The sequence below is a fragment of the Pollutimonas subterranea genome, from assembly GCF_002849655.1.
GTDB lineage: Bacteria > Pseudomonadota > Gammaproteobacteria > Burkholderiales > Burkholderiaceae_B > Pollutimonas > Pollutimonas subterranea.
In genome coordinates this window covers 99,141-121,293 of record NZ_PDNW01000002.1, presented here as the reverse complement: position 1 = coordinate 121,293, position 22,153 = coordinate 99,141, and the positions used below count along the sequence as shown (strand labels likewise).

The 22,153-nt window shown below is 58.1% G+C and carries 19 protein-coding genes; 15 read left to right on the top strand and 4 right to left on the bottom strand.

Annotated features, from left to right (window positions below; genetic code table 11):
* Positions 1–156 precede the first annotated feature (156 nt).
* The 9 genes from CR159_RS03085 (at position 157) to CR159_RS03045 (ending at position 7,990) form a co-directional block, all read left to right on the top strand.
* Complete coding sequence (locus CR159_RS03085) at positions 157–927, top strand: GntR family transcriptional regulator (RefSeq protein ID WP_102072767.1); 771 nt, start codon at positions 157–159, stop codon at positions 925–927.
* Between the two features lie 94 nt (positions 928–1,021).
* A complete protein-coding gene (gene sdhC / locus CR159_RS03080; RefSeq protein WP_102072548.1) occupies positions 1,022–1,435 on the top strand; it encodes a succinate dehydrogenase, cytochrome b556 subunit in 414 nt (137 codons plus the stop codon).
* The gene (sdhD, locus tag CR159_RS03075) at positions 1,435–1,818 is read left to right on the top strand and encodes a succinate dehydrogenase, hydrophobic membrane anchor protein (protein WP_102072547.1); all 384 of its coding nucleotides are present in this window, start codon (positions 1,435–1,437) and stop codon (positions 1,816–1,818) included. Before sdhC ends, sdhD begins: the two co-directional genes overlap by 1 nt.
* A 3-nt stretch (positions 1,819–1,821) precedes the next feature.
* Positions 1,822–3,597 (top strand): succinate dehydrogenase flavoprotein subunit, encoded by a 1,776-nt coding sequence (gene sdhA / locus CR159_RS03070; protein ID WP_102072546.1) that lies wholly within the window; start codon positions 1,822–1,824, stop codon positions 3,595–3,597.
* Positions 3,598–3,610: 13 nt separating this feature from the next.
* Positions 3,611–4,327: a succinate dehydrogenase iron-sulfur subunit gene (locus tag CR159_RS03065; RefSeq protein ID WP_102072545.1), complete on the top strand. Its 717-nt coding sequence runs from the start codon at positions 3,611–3,613 to the stop codon at positions 4,325–4,327.
* A gap of 18 nt (positions 4,328–4,345) precedes the next feature.
* Positions 4,346–4,606: a succinate dehydrogenase assembly factor 2 gene (locus CR159_RS03060; RefSeq protein ID WP_102072544.1), complete on the top strand. Its 261-nt coding sequence runs from the start codon at positions 4,346–4,348 to the stop codon at positions 4,604–4,606.
* Between the two features lie 16 nt (positions 4,607–4,622).
* Positions 4,623–5,930, top strand: coding sequence for a citrate synthase (gene gltA, locus CR159_RS03055; protein WP_102072543.1), 1,308 nt, complete (start codon positions 4,623–4,625; stop codon positions 5,928–5,930).
* 183 nt (positions 5,931–6,113) lie between these two features.
* Positions 6,114–6,986, top strand: a complete 873-nt coding sequence (locus tag CR159_RS03050) for a fumarylacetoacetate hydrolase family protein (protein ID WP_102072542.1) — start codon at positions 6,114–6,116, stop codon at positions 6,984–6,986.
* Positions 6,987–7,018: 32 nt separating this feature from the next.
* On the top strand, positions 7,019–7,990 hold the full coding sequence (locus CR159_RS03045) for a tripartite tricarboxylate transporter substrate binding protein (RefSeq protein ID WP_102072541.1): 972 nt from the start codon (positions 7,019–7,021) through the stop codon (positions 7,988–7,990).
* Positions 7,991–8,003: 13 nt separating this feature from the next.
* On the opposite strand, the gene CR159_RS03040 is transcribed toward CR159_RS03045, so the two are convergent.
* A complete protein-coding gene (locus tag CR159_RS03040; RefSeq protein ID WP_102072540.1) occupies positions 8,004–10,301 on the bottom strand; it encodes an NADP-dependent malic enzyme in 2,298 nt (765 codons plus the stop codon).
* 359 nt (positions 10,302–10,660) lie between these two features.
* Between CR159_RS03040 and CR159_RS03035 the strand changes: the two genes are divergently transcribed.
* From CR159_RS03035 to CR159_RS03015, 6 genes are all read left to right on the top strand, one after another.
* The gene (locus tag CR159_RS03035; protein WP_102072539.1) at positions 10,661–13,531 is read left to right on the top strand and encodes a 2-oxoglutarate dehydrogenase E1 component; all 2,871 of its coding nucleotides are present in this window, start codon (positions 10,661–10,663) and stop codon (positions 13,529–13,531) included.
* 28 nt (positions 13,532–13,559) lie between these two features.
* Positions 13,560–14,768, top strand: a complete 1,209-nt coding sequence (gene odhB / locus CR159_RS03030; RefSeq protein ID WP_102072538.1) for a 2-oxoglutarate dehydrogenase complex dihydrolipoyllysine-residue succinyltransferase — start codon at positions 13,560–13,562, stop codon at positions 14,766–14,768.
* A gap of 24 nt (positions 14,769–14,792) precedes the next feature.
* Positions 14,793–14,957 (top strand): hypothetical protein, encoded by a 165-nt coding sequence (locus CR159_RS21510; protein WP_158238492.1) that lies wholly within the window; start codon positions 14,793–14,795, stop codon positions 14,955–14,957.
* Positions 14,950–16,377: a dihydrolipoyl dehydrogenase gene (gene lpdA / locus CR159_RS03025; protein ID WP_102072537.1), complete on the top strand. Its 1,428-nt coding sequence runs from the start codon at positions 14,950–14,952 to the stop codon at positions 16,375–16,377. The genes CR159_RS21510 and lpdA overlap by 8 nt, the downstream gene beginning before the upstream one ends.
* Positions 16,378–16,456: 79 nt before the next feature.
* The gene (zapE, locus tag CR159_RS03020) at positions 16,457–17,548 is read left to right on the top strand and encodes a cell division protein ZapE (RefSeq protein ID WP_102072536.1); all 1,092 of its coding nucleotides are present in this window, start codon (positions 16,457–16,459) and stop codon (positions 17,546–17,548) included.
* A gap of 57 nt (positions 17,549–17,605) precedes the next feature.
* Positions 17,606–18,949, top strand: a complete 1,344-nt coding sequence (locus CR159_RS03015; protein ID WP_102072535.1) for a tryptophan--tRNA ligase — start codon at positions 17,606–17,608, stop codon at positions 18,947–18,949.
* A 10-nt stretch (positions 18,950–18,959) separates the two neighbouring features.
* Here the strand turns inward: CR159_RS03015 and CR159_RS03010 are convergent, their stop codons facing one another.
* From CR159_RS03010 to CR159_RS03000, 3 genes are read right to left on the bottom strand one after another with little or no spacing between them, the layout of a single operon-like run.
* Entirely contained in the window at positions 18,960–19,802 is an 843-nt protein-coding gene (locus CR159_RS03010) for an ABC transporter permease (protein ID WP_102072534.1), read from the bottom strand.
* Positions 19,803–19,827: 25 nt separating this feature from the next.
* Complete coding sequence (locus tag CR159_RS03005; RefSeq protein ID WP_102072533.1) at positions 19,828–21,072, bottom strand: ABC transporter permease; 1,245 nt, start codon at positions 21,070–21,072, stop codon at positions 19,828–19,830.
* 12 nt (positions 21,073–21,084) lie between these two features.
* On the bottom strand, positions 21,085–22,131 hold the full coding sequence (locus tag CR159_RS03000) for an ABC transporter substrate-binding protein (RefSeq protein WP_102072532.1): 1,047 nt from the start codon (positions 22,129–22,131) through the stop codon (positions 21,085–21,087).
* Positions 22,132–22,153: the final 22 nt, after the last annotated feature.

The window sequence follows — 22,153 nt, the reverse complement described above, 5'->3', positions numbered from 1 at the left end:
CTAGGTTAGCGAAAAACGTTAGGCGCGTCAATTGTCTTATATCTTATATAAGACACAAGAGTGTTAGACAGAAACCGTCAGGCATGCGAAAATGCCGGGTGCCCCATGAAAGTTTTCTACGCCTCGCCGAATCTTACGCAAAACCGACTTTGCCTTATGCCCAATAACCCTTCCGCTGATCACGCCTCAGACGCGGGTCGCTCTGCAAGCAGTGCGGCCTTCAGTCCGTTGTATCAGCAAATCAAGGGCTTGTTGCTGCACAGCCTGGACCGCGGCGAATGGAAGCCTGGCGAAGCCATACCCAGCGAACTTGAACTGGCCGGCCGCTTTCAGGTCAGCCAGGGCACGGTGCGCAAGGCCATCGACGAACTCGCCGCCGAAAACCTGTTGATACGCCGCCAAGGCAAGGGCACCTTCGTGGCCACGCACCACGAAGCCAACGTCCGGTTCCGTTTCCTGCGGCTTACGCCCGACGATGCCAAGCAGTCCCTGTCCGGCAGCCGGGTCCTTGAATGCCGACGGGTGAAGGCACCCGCCGATATCGCGGCACTGCTCGATCTGCGCACGGCCGACATCGTCGTCAATATCCGGCGATTGCTGTCGTTTGACCAGATCCCGACCATACTCGATGACATCTGGCTGCCCGGGTCTGTGTTTCGTGGGCTTACCGCCGATTCACTCGGGCGCTATCGCGGCCCCTTGTATGCGTTGTTCGAATCTGAATTCGGCGTAAGCATGGTGCGGGCCGAAGAAAAAATACGAGCCGTCTCGGCGACTCAAGACCAATGCGACTTGTTCCAGATTGCCGCTGGAAGTCCGTTGCTGCAAGTCGAGCGTGTGTCTTATACCTATGGGGATCGACCCATGGAGGTACGTAGGGGATTGTATGTAACAGAACGATTCCATTACAAGAACAGCTTGAATTGATTACCTTTTTTACTCCGTTTGGTGGACCGCCGCCAAATAGGCGAAAATACCGCAGCTCTTTGCAATAAATTAATTGTTATAACTCGAGGCCATCATGTCCGATTCAGCTTCAAAGCCACGTCCGCAGTTTCGCAACCTAAGCATTCCGCAGATCCTGAGCTACCGCCTGCCGTTGGCAGGGAAAACGTCGATTCTGCACCGCATCAGCGGCGCATTGTTGTTCGTCTGTTTACCGTTGGTCATCTTGCCGCTGTTCGCGCTCAGCGTGACATCACCCGAAAGCTACGCAAGCATTCAATCCTGGGTGGCGAACCCATTGTGCAAGCTGGTGCTGCTGGTTCTTATATGGGGTTACCTGCACCATTTCTGTGCCGGCATCCGCTATCTCATGCTCGACCTGCATATTGCCAACGACAAGCATTCGGCCCAGAAAACGGCGGGCGTCGTCCTGGGGGTCAGCCTGGCGCTGACCATCGTCTTTGGTCTTAAACTGTTTGGGGTGTGGTAATGACAACTCAAGAACGTCTCGGCACGAAACGCCTCGTTGTCGGTGCCCATTACGGCACCATCGATTTCATCGTTCAGCGTGTTACCGCCATCATAATGGCCGTCTACACGCTGGTGCTTTTTTTCGGAATTATTTTCACGTCTGAAATGAATTTCGAAAATTGGCGCCACCTTTTTACCTTTGCATGGTTCGGGATGCCTGTTGGCTCCTTGCTGGCCACGCTGGCGTTCTTGTCGCTGGCCTGGCATGCATGGATAGGCGTGCGCGACATCTGGATGGACTACGTCCGTTCGGCGGGCCTGCGCTTGTTCCTGCAAGTCCTGACCCTCCTGTGGCTGGTAGGCGCTGTCGTATTCTTTGCAAAAATTCTCTGGAGCTTATAAGCCGTGGCTGCTGTCAAAAATTCCTTACCGCGCCGCCAGTTTGATGTGGTGGTCGTAGGCGCCGGCGGAGCCGGCATGCGTTGCTCCTTGCAACTGGCTCAGGCCGGCTTGTCCGTCGCGGTCCTGTCCAAAGTGTTCCCGACGCGTTCACATACCGTTGCCGCTCAGGGCGGCGTCAGCGCCTCGCTGGGCAACATGAGCGAAGACAACTGGTACTGGCATATGTACGATACCGTCAAGGGTTCCGACTGGCTCGGCGACCAGGACGCTATCGAATTCATGTGCCGTGAAGCGCCCAATGCCGTCTACGAACTCGAACATTTCGGCATGCCGTTCGACCGCAATCCCGATGGCACCATCTATCAACGGCCCTTCGGCGGCCATACCGCCAATTTCGGCGAGAAGCCCGTGCAACGCGCCTGTGCCGCGGCTGACCGTACAGGGCATGCCATGCTGCACACGCTGTATCAGCGTAACGTGGCGGCGCGCACGCAATTCTTTGTCGAGTGGATGGCTCTCGACCTGTTGCGCAACGATGCAGGCGATGTGCTGGGCGTTACCGCGCTCGAAATGGAAACCGGCGAGATCTACGTGCTGGAAGCCAAGCAAACTGTGCTGGCCACGGGCGGTGCAGGCCGCATCTGGGCTGCTTCCACCAACGCGTTCATCAATACCGGCGATGGCCTGGGAATGGCGGCGCGTGCCGGCTTCCCCTTGCAAGACATGGAGTTCTGGCAATTTCATCCCACTGGCGTCGCTGGCGCTGGCGTACTGATCACCGAAGGCGTGCGCGGCGAGGGCGGCATTCTCTTGAATAAAGACGGTGAACGCTTCATGGAGCGCTACGCGCCCACGCTCAAGGACCTGGCCCCGCGCGACTTCGTTTCGCGCTCGATGGACCAGGAAATCAAGGAAGGCCGCGGTTGCGGAGACGGCAGCTATGTCGTTCTCAAGCTCGACCACCTTGGTGCCGAAACCATCCAGAAGCGCTTGCCTTCCATTCGCGAAATCGCCATCAAGTTTGCGAACGTGGATCCCGCCAAAGATCCCATCCCCGTGGTGCCCACCATCCATTATCAAATGGGCGGTATCCCCACCAATATCTACGGCCAGGTTGTCAGCGTCGCCAACGGCGAGACCACGCCCGTCAATGGCTTGTACGCCATCGGCGAATGCGCCGCCACGTCGGTGCACGGCGCCAACCGTCTGGGTACCAACTCCTTGCTGGACCTTATCGTGTTCGGGCGCTCGGCGGGCAACCATATCGTCGAATCGCATCCCGAACGCCAGCGTTCCCATCAATCCATTCCCGAGTCGGCCATCGATTTCTCCCTCGACCGCGTGAACAAGCTCGAGACGCGCACCGATGGCGAAAAAACACAAGATGTCGGCAACGCCATTCGAATGGCCATGCAGCATCACTGCGGGGTATTCCGCACGCTCGACCTGCTGAACAAGGGCGTGGACGCCATTGAAAGTCTGGCTCCTCAGGTGGACAGCCTCTACTTCAAAGATAAATCGAAAGTTTTCAATACGGCGCGTATTGAAGCCCTCGAGGTGACCAACATGATCGAAGTGGCGCGTGCCACGACGAAGTCGGCCGCCAACCGTACGGAAAGTCGCGGAGCGCACGCGCTGAACGATCACCCCGAGCGCGATGACGTCAATTGGTTGCGCCATACAATGTGGTTCTCGGAAGGCAGCCGTCTCGACTACAAGCCGGTGCAAATGAAGCCGCTTACCGTAGACAGCTTCCCGCCCAAATCGCGGACCTTCTAAGCAGGATATCGAAATGAGTCAAAAACGTACCGTCAAGTTTGAAATCTATCGCTACGATCCGGACAAGGACGAGCGGCCATACATGCAGAAGCTCGAAGTCGAGCTGCAGCCCACTGACAAGATGCTGCTCGATGCCATCATCCGCATCAAGAGCGATGTCGACGACAGTCTTGCCATACGCCGTTCATGCCGCGAAGGCGTGTGCGGTTCCGATGCCATGAACATCAACGGCAAGAACGGGCTGGCATGCACCACCAATCTTCTCGAGCTCAAAGAGCCCATCGTCCTGAAGCCTTTGCCGGGCCTGCCCGTGGTGCGCGACCTCATCGTCGACATGACGCACTTCTTCAATCAGTATCATTCGATCAAGCCGTTCCTGATCAATGACCAGCCGCCACCCGAGAAAGAACGCCTGCAGACTCCAGAAGCGCGCGACGAACTCAACGGCCTGTACGAATGCATCCTGTGCGCATGCTGTTCCACCGCATGTCCTTCCTTCTGGTGGAATCCCGACAAATTCGTCGGTCCCGCAGGCTTGTTGCAGGCTTACCGCTTCATTGTGGACAGCCGCGATGAAGCCACGGGCGAGCGCCTGGACAATCTGGAAGATCCATATCGCCTGTTCCGCTGCCACACCATCATGAACTGTGCCGACGTCTGTCCCAAGGGCCTGAATCCATCGGCTGCCATCGGCAAGATCAAGGAAATGCTGGTTCGCCGCACTATATAAAGAAGGTTTGGATCATTGATGAGAAAGTTGTCAGAACTGGAGCGTGCCCGCCTGAGGTGGCGTGCTCGACGGGGCTTGTTGGAAAATGACCTGATCATCACCCGATTTTTGGATCAATTCGAAACAGAACTGACCGACACCGACGTATCTGCCCTGACCCTGCTGTTCGAGATGGATGACAACGAATTGCTTGATGTATTGCTGGGCCGCGAAAAGCTGGACGGGGTGTATGACACGCCCGATATCCTTCGCCTAGTCACGCAGATGCAAAAGCTTTAATTTTAAGGAAAATGTGATGCAATTGTCAGATAACAAAGCCACACTATCGTTCTCCGATGGTAGTGCGCCGATTGAATTTCCGGTGTACCAAGGTACGATCGGTCCAGACGTAATCGATATCCGCAAGCTGTACGGCCAAACCGGCATGTTCACCTACGATCCGGGCTTTCTATCGACGGCATCCTGCGAATCCGGCATTACTTATATTGATGGCGACAAGGGTCAGCTTTTGTACCGCGGCTACCCCATCGACCAACTTGCTGAAAATTGTAATTTTCTCGATATCTGCTACCTGATTTTGAACGGCGATCTGCCCAACGAAACCGAAAAGGCTGACTTCGATTCGCTCGTCACTCATCACACGATGGTCAACGAGCAGCTGCATTTCTTTCTGCGCGGCTTCCGTCGCGACGCGCATCCCATGGCCGTGTTGACGGGCCTGGTGGGCGCCTTGTCGGCTTTCTATCATGACTCCACCGATATCACCAACCCGCATCATCGCCATGTGTCGGCCATTCGCCTGATCGCGAAAATGCCTACGCTGGTCGCGATGGCCTACAAGTACTCGCAAGGACAGCCGTTCATCTACCCGCAGAATGATCTGTCCTACACGGGCAACTTCCTGCGCATGATGTTCGCAACGCCTTGCGAAGAGTACAAGGTCAACGAAGTCGTCGAACGTGCGCTAGATCGTATTTTCATACTCCACGCTGACCACGAGCAGAACGCGTCCACGTCGACGGTTCGCCTTTGCGGTTCGTCGGGCACCAATCCATTTGCCGCCATCGCGGCAGGTGTAGGCTGCCTGTGGGGCCCCGCTCATGGCGGCGCCAACGAAGCATGCCTGCAAATGCTGGAAGAACTGCAGGCCAATGGTGGAATCGCCAAGGTTGGCGAGTTCATGGAAAAGGTCAAGGACAAGAATTCGGGCGTACGCTTGATGGGCTTCGGTCACCGCGTCTACAAGAACTACGACCCGCGTGCCACGCTCATGCAGGAAACCTGCAAGGAAGTGCTGGCCGCCCTGGGCCTGGAAAATGATCCTCTGTTCAAGCTGGCCATGGAACTCGAGCGCATTGCGCTGGAAGATCCGTATTTCGTCGAACGCAAGCTCTACCCGAACGTCGACTTCTATTCGGGCATCGTGCAACGCGCCATCGGCATACCCACTTCGATGTTCACCGCCATTTTTGCATTGGCGCGCACAGTGGGCTGGATTGCCCAATGGAACGAAATGCTGTCGGATCCCGATTACAAAATCGGCCGTCCACGCCAGTTGTACACCGGTTCGGTACCACGCGACATACCTGCCAACCGCAAGTAATCGGCGGTAACGGGAAGGGCGCCTTGCATAATGGGCTATGCAAGGCGCCCTTTTTTATTGGGGTAGTCCAAGGGCGCGTGTCGGTATCCGGCTGGCTGCCATCTTCCTGGGTATAAAGCTGTATTGCCTTGTGAACTAGCCGCTTATATACTGCGCGGGTGACCAACTACGGGAACTACACGCATGCGATTCGCCACCTACCGTTACAATGGACAGTGTTGTGTAGGAGTCGTTTCCAGCGACGGACAGTCTGTGCAGACCCTCGATCTGCCACCGCAGGATGCTCAACGCGGCGTGCTGTCATTGGTTGAACTGGCATCGGCGGGGCACGACCTGGCCAGTCTGCTCCATGGCGAAACCACCTCCATGGACGACGTCCGCCTGATCGCACCCATTCCGCTGCCCCGGCGCAATATCTTCTGTGTGGGCCGCAATTACCATGCGCACGCCAAAGAGTTATCGGGGTCCGTGTTCAAGGCCAGCAATGCCGATACTACCGCCTGGCCCATCGTCTTCACTAAAGTACCCGAGTGTGTCGTCGGCCATGCCGACGACGTGTCGCTGCCAACAGAACTATCCAGCCAGATCGACTACGAGGCAGAGCTTGCGGTCGTCATCGGCACGGGCGGCAAGAATATTTCCAGGCAAAACGCGCTGAACCACATTTTCGGCTACACCATTGTCAACGACGTCACCGCGCGCGATGTGCAGATGCGCCATCAGCAATGGGATCTCGGCAAGTCATTCGATACCTTCTGCCCTATGGGCCCCTGGATCGTCACCGCCGATGAACTCGACGGTTCCGATACGCGGGTGCGATGCTGGGTAAACGGCGAATTGCGCCAGGACGCCAGCACACGCGACTTCATTTTCGACATCCCGGCGCTTATTGAAACTTGCTCGCGCGGCATCACCCTGTTCCCGGGCGACATCATTGCCACCGGAACGCCGGCCGGCGTGGGCATGGGCCTGAACCCGCCGCAGTACCTGAAACCCAACGACTCCGTCCGCATCGAGATCGACGGTCTGGGCAGCATCGAAAACCGCTTTGTCTGAATGCGGGGCGGTCCTTCACCAAGGAGGCAGCGATGAAAAGCACAATACCCATGAAGCTCCTTATGGCGGCCTCGGCGCTGTTCGCAGCCGGCGCCGTCATGGCAAAGTACCCTGACCGGCCTGTGACCATGATTGTGCCTTTCCCGCCGGGAGGCGTCACCGATACGGTGGCGCGTCCTATTGCAGATGCCCTGGGTAAAGATCTGGGTCAACCGGTTGTGGTGGAAAACAAGGCCGGCGCCGGGGGCGCCATCGGCGTGGGGGCGGCGGCCCGGGCCAAACCCGACGGCTACACCATCATGCTGATGCTTTCGTCCATATCGATCCTGCCTGAAGCAGATCGCATACTGGGTCGCGAACCGGCCTACGACACCAGCGACTTCAAGGCCATCGCCCGGATCACCGCTGACCCGACGGTATTGGTGGTGCGCGCGGATGCGCCCTGGAAGACGGCAAAGGACTTTATCGACTATGCCCGCCAGTCGCCGGGCAAGATCGACTATGGCAGCTCAGGAATCTATGGCTCGATGCATGTGCCCATGGCGATGTTGACCAACGCTACCGGCATCAAAATGACCCACGTACCTTACACGGGGGCGGGGCCGGCCGTGGCGGCATTGCTGGGCGGGCAGGTGGATGCAATCTCTACCGGACCTTCCAGCGTTCTCCAACACATCAAGGCCGGTACGTTGCGGCCCCTGGCGCATTGGGGTGATAAGCCCCTGGCAACTCTGCCGGATGTGCCCAGCCTGGAGTCGCTGGGTTACAACGCCAAATTCGTGCAATGGTCCGGCATTTTTGTGCCGGGCCAAGTGCCGCAGGAAATCGTGGATACATTACGCGAAAGCGCAAGACGGGTCGCGAACGACCCGGATGTCAAGGCGAAGGTGCTTGGCGCCGGCAGCCCTATCGAGTATCTCGATACGCCCGAGTTCCAGGCTTATTGGGATGCCGATGACAAAGTGCTTCGCAGGGCTGTCCAGGATATCGGCAAAGTGGAGTAGCCCTGCGATACATTTACAGTTGGACCAGACCGGCCTCCTGCTGCGCATCCACCACGGCAAGGGCTGTCATGTTCACGATACGGCGCACGGTCGAACTGGTCGTCAGTATGTGTACCGGGCGTGCCGCGCCCAACAATACGGGTCCCATGGCTACGCCATTGCTGCCCGTCATCTTCAGCATGTTGTAGGTGATGTTTCCAGTGTCGAGATTCGGCATGATCAGCAAATTGGCTGGTCCCTTCAATGTCGAATCGGGAAAGGCCTTGAGCCGGATGGTTTCCGAAAGGGCCGAGTCGGCGTGCATTTCACCGTCGACTTCCAGCGTCGGCGCGCGCTCCGAAATAAGCCGACGGGCCTCGGCCATTTTTCGTGACGACTCGGTGGACCTGCTGCCAAAGTTGGAGTGCGACAGCAGGGCGACCTTCGGGATGACGCCAAAGCGCAGGATTTCGTCGGCGGCCTGGATCGTCATGTCGGCGATCTGCTGGGCGCTTGGGTTTTCATTCACATGCGTATCGCAGATGAACAGTGTCTGTGTCGGCAGCATCAGCACGTTCATGGCGGCAAACGTTTGCACGCCCGGCTTCAATCCTATGACTTCCTGCACGTACTTCAACTGATTGTCGAACCGGCTGGCCACGCCGCAAATCATGGCGTCCGCATCGCCGCGCTGCAGCAGCATGACGGCGATCAATGAATTGTGCTTGCGCACCATGGCCTTGGCGATATCCGGCGTCACCCCATCACGGCCCATCAATTTGTAGTAGGCCGACCATGTTTCGTTGAACCGGTCGTCGTCTTCAGGATTGACGATTTCAATGTCGCGGCCGACTTCCAGGCGCAGGCCGTACTTCTGAATGCGCATCTCGATCACCGAAGGGCGGCCCACCAGGATGGGATGGGCAAATTTTTCGTCGACCACAGTTTGCGCAGCGCGCAGCACCCGTTCGTCTTCGCCGTCGGCATAGATGACCCGCTTCGGTGCGTTCTTGGCTTGCATGAACAGTGGCCGCATGAGCTGGCCAGTGTGGTAGACCAGGCTCATCAGCTTTTGCCGGTAGGCTTCCAGGTCTTCGATAGGCCGCCGGGCAACGCCCGACGCCATGGCTGCTTCGGCCACCGCCGGCGCAATCTTGACGATCAGCCGTGGGTCGAACGGCTTGGGAATAATGTAATCGGGGCCGAAGGCCAATTCCTGGCCGGCGTAAGCGATAGCGACTTCATCGTTCTGCTCCGCCTCGGCCAGTTCGGCAATGGCTTTGACGCAAGCCAGCTTCATTTCTTCATTGATGACCGTGGCGCCGACGTCGAGCGCACCGCGGAAGATGAAGGGAAAACACAATACGTTGTTGACCTGGTTCGGATAATCGGAACGGCCCGTCGCAATGATGCAGTCGGGGCGCGCGGCCTTGGCAACCTCGGGGCGGATTTCGGGCTCGGGATTGGCCAGGGCCAGGATGAGAGGGCGCGAGGCCATGGTCTTGACCATGTCGGCGGTCAGCACCCCGGGCGCGGAACACCCAAGGAACACATCGGCGTTGTTGCAGGCATCGGCCAGGCTTCGGGCATCGGTATTCTGAGCGTAGCGGGCTTTGTTGGGCTCCATGTTTTCATCGCGGCCATTCCAGATCACCCCGCGCGAATCCACGACGTAGATGTTGGACTGCTGTATGCCCAGGTGTACGAGTAGGTTCAGGCAGGCAATGGCGGCCGCGCCGGCGCCCGAACACACCAGTTTCACGTCTTCGATCTTCTTGTTGACGACTTTCAGTCCGTTGATGATGGCGGCCGAGGAAATAATCGCCGTGCCATGCTGGTCGTCGTGGAACACCGGAATCTTCATGCGCTCACGAAGTTTCTTTTCGATATAGAAACATTCGGGCGCCTTGATGTCCTCAAGGTTGACGCCGCCCAGCGTGGGCTCAAGCGCCGCAATGATGTCGACCAGCTTGTCGGGGTCGGTCTCGTCAAGCTCGATGTCGAAGACATCGATGCCGGCAAATTTGCGGAACAGACATCCTTTGCCTTCCATGACCGGCTTGGCGGCCAGCGGACCGATGTTGCCCAAGCCCAGCACCGCGGTACCGTTGGTGATGACACCGACCAGATTTGAGCGCGATGTGTACTTGGCGGCGGCGTCTTCGCCTTGCGCATGGATGTTCATGCAGGCAAATGCGACGCCGGGAGAGTACGCCAGCGACAAGTCATCCTGGTTGGCCAGCGGCTTGGTGGGCATGACGGAGATTTTGCCGGGGGACGGGTAGGCGTGGTAGTCCAGGGCAAGTTTTTCAAGATCGGAATTGGCGTCCATTTGTTGGAACTCCTGAGTCGCGAAGAGATTGAATGAAGGACGAAAACCTTAAGTGTAGTGCCATCGTGGATCCATTGTCAGACTGGATTGTGACTGCGCGGTACCCGGCGAATAAGGCGGTTCATCGGTTAAATGGACCAGGGTGTTTGTTAATGCCAACGCTTTGTTGATTTTGCCCGGCATTTCTCCGGCTTTGGGTTGTCCCTCTATGCCCGACAGGTATACTAGTAGGAATACGGCTTATCAAGGCGTCGTACGTTGCCTTCTGCCCCGCTATCCGCTAATCGGTCTGGCCGTGTCGCGGAAGGTTGTTCCCTGCATCATAACGAGTGAGACACTCGGATAGGTGAAGCGCATTTATGTCATCGGAAATAGAACTTTTATCCAATTCTTACCTGTTTGGTAGTAACGCCCCATATGTCGAGGATCTCTATGAATCCTATCTCGACAATCCGGGGTCGGTGCCAAACGAGTGGCGCGATTATTTCGACCAGTTGCAGCACCAGCCTGCCACTGACGGTCGGGAAGTCACGCGCGACCAGGCCCACGCGCCCATTGTCGAATCATTTGCGCAGCGCGCCAAGGCCAATGCCTTCGTCGCACGCGCCCAAGAGCCTGACCTCACGGTCGCCGGCAAGCAAGTCTACGTTCAGTCCATCATTGCCGCATACCGGTCGTTGGGCTCCCGATTTGCCGAGCTCGATCCGCTGAAACGCCAGGACCGTCCGGCCATCCCCGAGCTTGATCCCACCTTCTACGGCCTGACCGAAGCCGACCTCGACCAGGTCTATTCGGCTACCAATACGTATTTCACCAAAGCCGACACGATGACCATGCGCGACATGCTCAAGGCCTTGCGGGATACCTATTGCCGCAGTGTCGGTGCCGAATTCATGCATATCTCCGATCCGGCCGCCAAGCGCTGGATACAGGAACGTCTTGAATCCACGCTGGGCGTACCGTCGTTCTCGGCGGAACGCAAGCGCCACGTCCTGCAGCAAGTCACCGAGGCCGAAGGGCTCGAGCGCTTCCTGCACACCAAGTATGTTGGCCAGAAGCGCTTCTCGCTTGAAGGCGGCGAAAGCTTCATCGCCTGCATGGACGAAGTGGTCGGACATGCCGGTGAAAATGGCGTGCAGGAACTCGTGGTGGGCATGGCGCACCGCGGTCGCCTGAACATGCTCGTGAACATCATGGGCAAGATGCCCGGCGACTTGTTCGCCGAATTCGAAGGCAAGCACGCCGAAGGCCTGACAGACGGCGATGTGAAGTATCACAACGGCTTCTCCAGCGACCTCTCCACGCGCGGCGGCCCGCTGCATCTTTCCCTGGCTTTCAACCCTTCGCACCTGGAAATCGTCAATCCTGTGGTCGAAGGCAGTGTGCGTGCCCGTCAGGATCGCCGCGGCGACGAAGTCGGCGCCCAAGTCCTGCCTGTGCTGGTTCACGGCGATGCCGCCTTTGCAGGCCAGGGCGTCGTCATGGAAACTCTTAACCTGGCGCAAACGCGCGGTTACGGCACCGGTGGCACGCTGCATATCGTCATCAACAACCAAATCGGCTTTACCACATCCGATCCGCGCGATACGCGTTCCACGCTGTATTGCACGGACGTGGTCAAGATGATCCAGGCGCCGGTTTTTCACGTAAACGGCGATGATCCCGAAGCGGTCGTCTATGTTACTCAGCTGGCTCTCGATTACCGTCTCCAGTTCCATCACGATGTGGTGGTGGACATCGTCTGCTTCCGTAAGCTTGGCCACAACGAACAAGACACGCCCTCGCTCACCCAGCCGCTCATGTACAAGAGCATCGGCAAGCATCCCGGCACCCGCAAGGTGTATGCCGAGAAGCTGGTGGCGCAAGGAATCCTGTCCGAAGACGAAGCCGATCAAATGGTCAAGGACTACCGTCAGCTCATGGAAGATGGTCAACGCACCATCGAACCTGTCCTGACCGACTACAAGAACAAGTACTCCACCGACTGGTCTCCGTTCCTGGGTGCCAAGTGGACTGACCAGGCTGATACCGGCGTGCCGGTCGCCGAGCTTACCCGCATCGGCGAAAAGCTCACCACGGTGCCTGAAAATTTCACGCCTCACTCACTGGTCAACAAGCTGTTGAATGACCGTCGCAATATGGCGCGCGGCGAGCAGAACGTCGACTGGGGCATGGGCGAGCACCTTGCTTTCGCTACGCTGGTGGCAAGTGGCTATGCCATCCGCATTACCGGCCAGGATTCCGGGCGCGGTACATTCACGCACCGCCATGCGGTGCTGCATGACCAGAAGCGCGAGCGCTGGAATGACGGCACCTACATTCCGCTCCAGAACGTAACCGATACCCAGGCTCCTTTCACGGTCATCGACTCCGTCTTGTCCGAAGAAGCGGTACTGGCCTTCGAGTACGGTTACGCGACGGCAGAACCCAATACCCTTACCATCTGGGAAGCCCAATTCGGCGATTTCGTCAACGGCGCCCAGGTCGTTATCGACCAGTTCATTACGTCGGGTGAAGCAAAATGGGGCCGTCAGTGCGGCCTGACCCTGATGCTGCCGCACGGCTACGAAGGTCAAGGTCCCGAGCACTCCTCGGCGCGTATCGAGCGCTTCCTGCAGCTGTGCGCCGATAACAATATCCAGGTCGTGCAGCCCACCAACGGCGCGCAAATTTTCCATGTCTTGCGCCGCCAGATGATACGGCCGTTCCGCAAGCCACTGATCATCCTCACGCCCAAGTCCTTGCTGCGCAACAAAGACGCCACTTCGCCCTTGTCGGACCTGGCCAACAGCCAGTTCCTGCCGGTTATCGGCGAACAAGACGACAGCATCGATCCGGCCGCCGTCACCCGGGTGCTGGTCTGCTCGGGCAAGGTCTACTACGATATAGTCCATGCCCGTAAAGAAGCCGGTCGTACCGATGTAGCAATATTGCGTGTCGAGCAGCTGTATCCGTTCGCGCACAAAGCTTTCCAGGCCGAGCTGCACAAGTACGTCAACGCCAAGGAAATTGTCTGGGTTCAGGACGAACCTCAAAATCAAGGCCCCTGGTTCTATATTCAGCATCATCTTTACGAAAACATGGCCGACGGCCAGAAGTTGGGCTATGCGGGGCGTGCAGCGTCGGCGTCTCCAGCCGTGGGCTACCTGGCCAAGCACCAAGAGCAGCAACGCAACTTGCTTGAACAGGCCCTGGCGCCCAAATTCAAAAGCTTCATGCTGACTAAATAACGAATATTTTCAAAACGGAATACATACCATGGCTATTACTGATGTTCTCGTTCCCCAGCTTTCCGAATCGGTTTCCGAGGCGACGCTGCTTACATGGAAGAAGCAACCTGGTGAAGCGGTCGAAGCAGACGAGATCCTGATAGAAGTCGAAACCGACAAAGTGGTCCTGGAAGTTCCCGCGCCAACGTCCGGCGTGCTCAAGGAAATCGTCAAAGGTGACGGAAGCACCGTCGCTTCGGGCGAAGTCATGGCGCGCATCGACAGCGAAGGCAAGGCAGCTGCCGCTCCTGCGCAAGCTCCAGCGGCCAGCGCCCCTGAGGCTGCTGCATCAGCTCCCGCCGCGACTACCCAGGCTGCGTCCACAGCAGCCTCTCCCGCTGCAAACAAGATCCTGGCCGAAAAAGGCGTGGATCCCGCTACATTGGAAGGCTCGGGGCGCGGTGGCCGCGTGACCAAAGGCGATGCACTCGCCGCCAATAGCGCTCCCGCCAAGAAGGCCGCCGCCCCGGCCGCACCCGCTACCATGTCGCTCGACGGTCGTCCTGAACAGCGCGTGCCCATGAGCCGCCTGCGTGCCCGCGTTGCCGAACGCCTCCTGCAGTCGCAGGCCGATAATGCCATTCTCACGACTTTCAACGAAGTCAATATGCAAGGCATTCTCGATCTGCGCAAGAAGTACAAGGATCAATTCGAGAAAGAGCACGGCGTCAAGCTGGGCTTCACGTCCTTCTTCGTCAAGGCCGCCGTGGCCGCGCTCAAGAAGTACCCTGTCGTCAATGCCTCGGTCGACGGAAAAGACATCATCTATCATGGCTACTTCGATATCGGTATTGCGGTCGGCAGTCCGCGCGGGCTGGTCGTTCCCATCCTGCGCAATGCCGATCAAATGTCGATTGCCGACATCGAGAAGCAGATCGCCGATTTCGGCAACCGGGCTCGCGACGGCAAGTTGACTCTCGAAGAGCTTACCGGCGGTACGTTCTCCATCTCCAATGGCGGCGTTTTCGGTTCCATGCTGTCCACGCCTATCATCAATCCTCCGCAGTCGGCCATTCTGGGCATCCATGCCACGAAAGACCGCGCAGTGGTCGAGAACGGCCAGGTTGTGGTGCGCCCGATGAATTACCTGGCCATGTCTTATGACCATCGTATTATCGACGGACGCGAAGCGGTGCTGGCCCTGGTAGCCATCAAGGAAGCGCTGGAAGATCCACAGCGCCTCCTGCTGGACGTCTAAGCCAGGCATGCAGGCTACGGTGCAATGAAAACCCGGCTGGCGCTCCTTGTGCAGGACGTGCCGGCCGTTTTTTTGATGTCTGTTTTCGTCGTGGAAGCGTTCAGTGGCAAGGCCGCCGCTTCCTCGCGCCCCGCGAATCCCTCGGGTGGTTCGCGCCAACACTATCTAGATCGAGAAAATTATGGCTAAACAATTTGACGTGGTCGTCATCGGTGCGGGCCCAGGCGGCTATATCGCCGCAATCCGTGCTGCCCAGCTGGGCCAAAGCGTGGCATGTATCGATGCCTGGAGCACAGCGGATGGCAAGCCCGCTCCTGGCGGCACGTGCACCAACGTAGGTTGCATTCCGTCCAAGGCCTTGTTGCAGTCGTCCGAACATTACGAGCAGGCCAACCATCATTTTGCCGAGCACGGCATCGAAATCAAAGGCGTGGAGCTCAAGCTCGACACCCTGGTTGGCCGTAAAGATACCGTCGTCAAGCAGAACAACGATGGCATTTTGTATCTTTTCAAGAAGAATAAGATCACGTTCTTCCACGGCACGGGCTCATTCGTGGCGCACGTTGACGGCGGCTGGTCCATCAAGGTGTCGGGCACATCCGACGAAGACCTGGTCGCCAAGCATGTCATCGTGGCCACCGGCTCCTCGCCGCGCGCGCTGCCCGGCCTGCCATTCGACGAAACGCAAGTACTGTCCAACGACGGCGCCTTGCGCATTCCGGCCGTGCCCAAGAAACTGGGCGTTATCGGCGCGGGCGTAATCGGCCTGGAACTGGGCAGCGTATGGCGTCGCCTGGGTGCCGAAGTGACCATACTGGAAGCCATGCCCGAGTTCCTCGCGGTTGCCGACCAGCAAGTGGCCAAGGAAGCACAGAAGGCGTTTGCCAAGCAAGGCCTGGCCATCCAGACCAGCGTCAAGATCGGTGAAGTCAAATCCACGGCCAAATCCGTTACCGTCCCTTATACCGACGCATCGGGCGCCGAGCAGAAGTTGGTTGTCGACCGCCTCATCGTTTCCATCGGCCGGGTTCCCAATGTCTCGGGCCTGGGTGTCGAGACCGTTGGTCTCAAGCTGGACGAACGCGGCTTCATTGCCGTTGACGACGATTGCAAGACCAATCTTCCGAACGTGTGGGCAGTGGGCGACGTGGTGCGCGGTCCCATGCTGGCCCACAAGGCCGAGGAAGAGGGCGTTGCGGTGGCCGAGCGTATCGCCGGACAGCACGGTCACGTCAACTTCGGCACCATTCCTTCAGTCATCTACACCTCGCCGGAAATCGCCTGGGTCGGCAAGAACGAGCAACAGCTCAAGACCGAAGGACGCGAATACAAGGCAGGCAGCTTTCCCTTCATGGCTAACGGACGCGCACGCGCCTTGGGCGATACAACGGGCTTCGTCAAGATACTCGCCGATGCGAAGACAGACGAGGTGCTTGGCGTTCACATCATTGGTCCCCAGGCGTCCGAGCTTATCTCCGAAGCCGTCACTATCATGGAGTTCCGGGGTGCGGCTGAAGACATCGCGCGTATCTGCCATGCTCATCCAACCTTGTCCGAAGCCATGAAAGAAGCGGCCCTGGCTGTCGACAAGCGCACGTTGAATTTCTGATCAACGATTTTACGTACAGCATGACCTGATGAGGGGCGGGCGTTTGACCTGCCCTTCATCGTTATACGAGTCCGGTCCAATGAATGTCCTAGAGTATTACCACCAGGCGCTCAACGAGCGCGGCTTCCAATGCGATGAAGCACAACTGGCCGCCGTCGAGCGCCTCCAGGTGTATTTTGACGAATGGATAGCGTTCAAGAATGCGCGATCCTCATCGTTCAAGAAGATTTTCCGTCGGCCGGACGTACCCCGGGGCGTTTACCTTTGGGGCGGAGTGGGGCGCGGCAAAAGCTTTCTGATGGACGCCTTCTACCTCACCGTGCCGGTCAAGCGCAAGGCTCGCCTGCATTTTCATGAATTCATGCGAGGGGTGCATCACGAGCTGGGCGAGGTGCGCGGGCAGCAGGATCCGCTGGATGAGGTGGCGCGACGCATTGCGAAGCGCTATCGCCTTATTTGCTTCGACGAGTTCCATGTGTCCGACGTGGCCGACGCCATGATTCTGTACCGTCTCTTGCTCAAGCTGTTTGAACACGGTACGTCATTCGTCATGACCTCCAACTATGAACCTTCGACGCTGTATCCCGACGGCTTGCACCGTGATCGCATTCTGCCCGCGATCAAGCTGCTGCAGGAAAGAATGGATATATTGAATGTAGATACCGGAATTGACTATCGTCGTCGCGCGCTGGAACAGGTGCGCATGTACCTTACCCCTATCACCGCCCAGACTAATAAAGAGCTTGAGGCCGACTTCAACCGCCTGCTCGATACCGCGCCCATGAAACCGGTGCTTACGGTTGAGCACCGCCAGCTCAAGGCCATCGCGCTGGGCGGCAGCATAGTCTGGTTCGATTTCGCGACCTTGTGTGGTGGCCCGCGGTCGCAAAATGATTATCTGGACCTGGCAAGCCGTTTCCATACGGTTATATTGTCGGACGTACCGCGCATGGGCCCGCGCCACGCATCGGAAGCGCGTCGCTTCACCTGGTTGATCGACGTCTTCTACGACCACAAGGTCAAGCTGATCATATCCGCCGAATGCGAGGCCGATGAACTGTACACTGAGGGGCCAATGGCCAATGAATTCCACCGTACGGTGTCACGCATCATGGAGATGCAGTCGCTCGAATATCTCGAATCCGATCGGCGTATGGCCGTTACCCTGTAGAACACCGCCAAGCAAGAACACGGCACCTTCCCTGCAATCTGTCTGAATCAAGCGATTATGAATACCCGCGTATTAACTGGCATCACGACTTCCGGAACTCCTCACCTGGGCAATTATGCCGGCGCCATTCGACCATCGATACAAGCCAGTTTGCTTCCGGGGGTGGATGCATTCTATTTCATGGCCGATTACCATGCGCTGATCAAGTGCGACGACCCACAGCGTATTGCGCGTTCCCGTCTCGAGATAGCAGCGACCTGGATCGCAGCGGGACTGGATCCCGAGAAAGTCACTTTCTACCGTCAGTCCGATATCCCCGAGATTCCGGAACTGTGCTGGATGCTTACCTGCGTGACGGCAAAAGGCTTGATGAACCGGGCCCATGCCTACAAGGCATCCGTGGACCAGAATATTGCCCGGCACGCCGAGCCGGACGATGGCATCAATATGGGTTTGTTTTCCTATCCCATACTGATGGCGGCCGATATCCTGATGTTCAATGCCCATAAGGTGCCCGTGGGCCGCGACCAGATCCAGCATCTGGAGATGACGCGTGACATTGCCCAGCGCTTCAATAATTTGTATGGGCGCGGTACCGACTTCTTCGTACTGCCCGATGTGCAGATCGACGATGACGTGGCGACCCTGCCTGGCCTTGATGGCCGCAAGATGTCCAAGAGCTATGACAACACCATACCGTTGTTCGAAGGCGGCTCAAAGGCTTTGCGTGCCGCAGTCAAGCGCATCGTGACGGATTCGCGCGAGCCCGGCCAGGCAAAAGACGCCGAGGGCTCGCATCTGTACATGCTGTACCGGGCATTTGCCACGCCGTCCGAAGCCCGAAGCTTTCGCGAGCAACTCGAAGCGGGTATGGGTTGGGGCGATGCCAAAGACGCGTTATCGGACCGTATCGAGCAGGATCTCGCGCCCATGCGCGAGCGCTATGCCGACCTCATGGCCCACCCCGAACGTATTGAAGACATCCTGCAGGCCGGCGCCGGCAAGGCGCGCCGCCTTTCGCAGCCGCTCATGGAGCGTTTGCGCGAGGCGGTGGGCTTGCGCACAACGCCTGCGCCGCGCGCTGCGAAGCCGGCTACTGACAAAAAGCCTGCCGGCAAGCGGGCGCGCTTCGTCAGTTTCCGTGATGAGGATGGAAAATTCCGTTTTCGCCTGCTGGCTGCGGATGGTCGGGAGCTGCTGTTGTCCGAGCCTTTTGATAATCCCAAGGCGGCCGGCGCACTGACCAAGGCCTTGCAGGAAACGCCGCTTGCAACGCTGTTGAGGGAAGAAAGCGGAACGATCCTTGTCGATATAGACGGGACCGTGGCTGTGCGCTTTCCTTTGGCCCAGCTTGAGTCCGTCACGCAGGCCATCGAAGGCCTGCGCTCCGATCAAGCCTGACCCCCATTGGTCAAGCTCCGGTCGCGGACACCGCCGCGGCCTGGCTGCGACCGCGCAACCACTCCAGAGTCAAAAGCAGGAAGGTTGAGAAAACAATAAGTATGGTCGCCACGGCGGCAATGATGGGACTTATGTTTTCGCGTATGCCGGTGAACATCTGTCGGGGCAGGGTGACCTGTTCCGGTCCCGCCAGGAAGAGGGTGATCACGACCTCGTCAAAAGAGGTGGCAAAGGCGAACAAGGCGCCGGCAATGACACCAGGCGCAATAATGGGCAGGGTGACGGTGAAGAATGCCTTTAGTGGATTGGCGCCCAGGCTATAGGCGGCGCGCAGCAGGTTTTGATCGAAACCTTGCAGCGTTGCCAGTACCGTCGTGACGACAAATGGAGCACCCAGCGCGGCATGGGCCAGGATCAGGCCCATATAGCTGCTGGTAAGGCCATAGGGTGCAAAGAACAAATATATTCCGACCCCGACCACGACCAGCGGGACGATCATCGGCGAAATCAAAACCGCCATCAGCAGGCTCTTGCCAAAAAAGTTGCTGTTATGCAGTCCGGTGGCCGCCAGCGTGCCCAATACCGTCGCAATGACCGTGGCCGACGGCGCCACGATGAAACTATTGCGCGCCGCACGCATCCAGTCGCGTGATTCGAAGAGCGCTTCATACCACTTCATTGAAAAAGAGGGTATGGGATACATCAGCAAGCTGCTTTCGCTGAAGGACAAGGGAACGATGACCAGGATGGGCAACAGCAGGAACAGCAACGTGAGTATGCTGAGGACCCGGTGGCCGTAGTGCCAGGCGCGTTGGGGTCCGGACGTGTAGGGCGGGAAGTGGCTGGCCTTCATTGCAATCCTTTCTGATCAACTGGCATCAGCCCAGCCCCAGTTCGCGCCCGGACAGGCGCCGGTACAAGGAATACAGTATCAGTGTGCCGACAAGCAGGATGAATCCGAGCGCGCTGGCCATACCCCAGTTGATGGTCTGGTTGGTGAAATAGGCGACGTAGTAGCTGATCATCTGGTCGCCTGCGCCGCCCAGCAAGGCCGGTGTAATGTAGTAGCCGACGGCAATGATGAATACCAGCAATGTGCCCGCGCCTACCCCGGGATAAGTCTGGGGCACGTATACGCGCCAGAATGCGGCAAATGGATGGCTGCCCAGCGATACGGCCGCGCGCTGGTAGGTCGGCGGAATGGACTGCATCACGCTATAGATAGGCAGGATCATGAACGGCAGCAGGATGTGCGTCATGGCTATATACACGCCGAGGCGATTGAACAGCAAATCAACCGGTTCGCCGGTAAGCCCGGCGCCCATCAGCGTCTTGTTGACCAGTCCCTGGCGTTGCAGCAGCACGACCCATGCGGCGATGCGCACCAGTATCGATGTCCAGAAGGGTATCAGGATGCATATCATGACCAGGTTGGCCCGTCGTTTGGATAAGGTCGATATCCAGTAGGCCAGGGGAAAGCCCAGAAGCAGCGTTGCCACGGTGACGACCGCGCTGATCAGGAAAGTCCGTCCGAAGATCTCCAGGAAAGCCGACGTGCTGGGTGGCACCCGCGCGATGCTGCCGTCGGCTTCCTGCTTCAGGTCTAGCGCCGCCAAAAGATAATAGGGCGAGTAAGATGTTCCATTGTTGGCGATGGCTTGCCAGTAGCGCGCCTCGCCCCAGCGCGGGTCGACGTCGATAAAACGCGATTTGACCTGCTCCGCGCTCAGTGCGCTTCCGTCGTCGAAGGGCAGGCGCCGTACGGTCTTGAAAATCAGCGTGCGATAGCCCGAAATTTCGTAATTCAGCCTGCGCGCCAGGCTGCCCGTGCCTGAATCGGCTTTTGCCTGGAGCAGGTCGTTCATCAGTGCGGTATAGGCGTTATCCGCGGGCGCCTGTTCACCGTCCCAGTTTTCCAGAACGACGAGCGTGCCCGGAAGGCGTTCAATCACTTCGGGATTGTCGACCGCGCGATACAGCAGCGCGCTGATCGGAATGACGAAAATGACGAACAGGAACAGGGCAAGCGGAGCGATCAGCGCAAACGCCCGCCATTTTTGTCGGCGGGCCGTCGCCGACATGGTTTTTTCCATGGCGGATCGGGCAGCGCGGCTCAATTGCATCGTACGCCTGGTTTAACGCGTGGACCAGGCCGAGAAACGTTGGTCCAGTTCTTCGCCGTGGTCCGCCCAATAGTCGTAGCTGGACAGCAAGGCGTTCTTGATGTTGTCGGGCGAGTTCGGCATGTCGGCCAACAGCTTGGGATCGAGCTTTGCGATCGCCTCTTTGTTGATGGGGCCGTAGGCAATGTGTTGCGCGTAGTTCAACTGCGGCGCGGTCGAGGAAGCGAACTTGATGAATTTCTCGGCGAGCTCCTTATTGGGAGAGCCGGTTGGGATCACCCAGTAATCCAGGTCGTAAATGCTTTCGTTCCAGACTATCTTCAATGACTGGCCTTCACGGTTCGCCGCATCGATTCGGCCGTTATATACCGTGGACATGGCGACATCGCCCGCCGCAAGCATCTGGACCGGTTGCGCGCCGGCCTCCCACCATTGGACGTGGGGCTTGATCTCATCCAGCTTCTTGAAAGCCCGGTCTATGCCTTCGGGAGTGGCCAACACCTTGTAGACATCCTTGGGCGCGACACCGTCGGCCATGAGCGCAAACTCGAGGTTGTAGCGAGCGCCTTTGCGCATGCCGCGTTTGCCGGGAAATTTCTTGACGTCCCAGAAGTCGGCCCAGCCCTGCGGCGTGGCTTTGAGCGTCTTGCCGTTGTAGCCCAGCACCGTCGACCATACAAACGTGCCCACGCCACAGTCATGGACGGCCTCGGGGACGAAGTTGTTCTTGTCGCCTATCTTGCTCCAGTCGAGCTGTTCATACAGGCCCTCTTCGCAGCCGCGGCCCAGGTCCGCGGTTTCGACTTCGACCGCATCCCAGACCACATTATTGGTTTCGACCATGGCTTTCACCTTGGCTTGTTCACCGTTGTAGGCCACGCCGATTATTTTGATGCCGAGTTCTTTTTCCAGCGGCTCAATAAATGCGATCTTTTGCGCGTCGCCATTAGCACCTCCAAAGTTGACGACAGTGAGATCGCGGGCCATGGCTGATCCCATTGCGGTAGTCACCAAACAGGTAGCGAGTGCGGCGCTTTGTAGCGTGTTTCGAATTTTCATGTTTTGTCTCCGTATCGTGTCG

Bases quoted from the DNA above. Each gene is read 5' to 3' on its own strand.
- sdhC (WP_102072548.1), top strand. From the start codon at position 1,022: ATGTCCGATTCAGCTTCAAAGCCACGTCCGCAGTTTCGCAACCTAAGC.
- gltA (WP_102072543.1), top strand. From the start codon at position 4,623: ATGCAATTGTCAGATAACAAAGCCACACTATCGTTCTCCGATGGTAGT.
- CR159_RS03010 (WP_102072534.1), bottom strand. From the start codon at position 19,802: ATGAAGGCCAGCCACTTCCCGCCCTACACGTCCGGACCCCAACGCGCC.
- CR159_RS03065 (WP_102072545.1), top strand. From the start codon at position 3,611: ATGAGTCAAAAACGTACCGTCAAGTTTGAAATCTATCGCTACGATCCG.
- CR159_RS03050 (WP_102072542.1), top strand. From the start codon at position 6,114: ATGCGATTCGCCACCTACCGTTACAATGGACAGTGTTGTGTAGGAGTC.
- CR159_RS03045 (WP_102072541.1), top strand. From the start codon at position 7,019: ATGAAAAGCACAATACCCATGAAGCTCCTTATGGCGGCCTCGGCGCTG.
- CR159_RS03060 (WP_102072544.1), top strand. From the start codon at position 4,346: ATGAGAAAGTTGTCAGAACTGGAGCGTGCCCGCCTGAGGTGGCGTGCT.
- CR159_RS03005 (WP_102072533.1), bottom strand. From the start codon at position 21,072: ATGCAATTGAGCCGCGCTGCCCGATCCGCCATGGAAAAAACCATGTCG.
- sdhD (WP_102072547.1), top strand. From the start codon at position 1,435: ATGACAACTCAAGAACGTCTCGGCACGAAACGCCTCGTTGTCGGTGCC.
- CR159_RS03015 (WP_102072535.1), top strand. From the start codon at position 17,606: ATGAATACCCGCGTATTAACTGGCATCACGACTTCCGGAACTCCTCAC.
- zapE (WP_102072536.1), top strand. From the start codon at position 16,457: ATGAATGTCCTAGAGTATTACCACCAGGCGCTCAACGAGCGCGGCTTC.
- CR159_RS03085 (WP_102072767.1), top strand. From the start codon at position 157: ATGCCCAATAACCCTTCCGCTGATCACGCCTCAGACGCGGGTCGCTCT.
- CR159_RS03035 (WP_102072539.1), top strand. From the start codon at position 10,661: ATGTCATCGGAAATAGAACTTTTATCCAATTCTTACCTGTTTGGTAGT.
- CR159_RS03000 (WP_102072532.1), bottom strand. From the start codon at position 22,131: ATGAAAATTCGAAACACGCTACAAAGCGCCGCACTCGCTACCTGTTTG.
- CR159_RS03040 (WP_102072540.1), bottom strand. From the start codon at position 10,301: ATGGACGCCAATTCCGATCTTGAAAAACTTGCCCTGGACTACCACGCC.
- CR159_RS21510 (WP_158238492.1), top strand. From the start codon at position 14,793: ATGAAAACCCGGCTGGCGCTCCTTGTGCAGGACGTGCCGGCCGTTTTT.
- odhB (WP_102072538.1), top strand. From the start codon at position 13,560: ATGGCTATTACTGATGTTCTCGTTCCCCAGCTTTCCGAATCGGTTTCC.
- lpdA (WP_102072537.1), top strand. From the start codon at position 14,950: ATGGCTAAACAATTTGACGTGGTCGTCATCGGTGCGGGCCCAGGCGGC.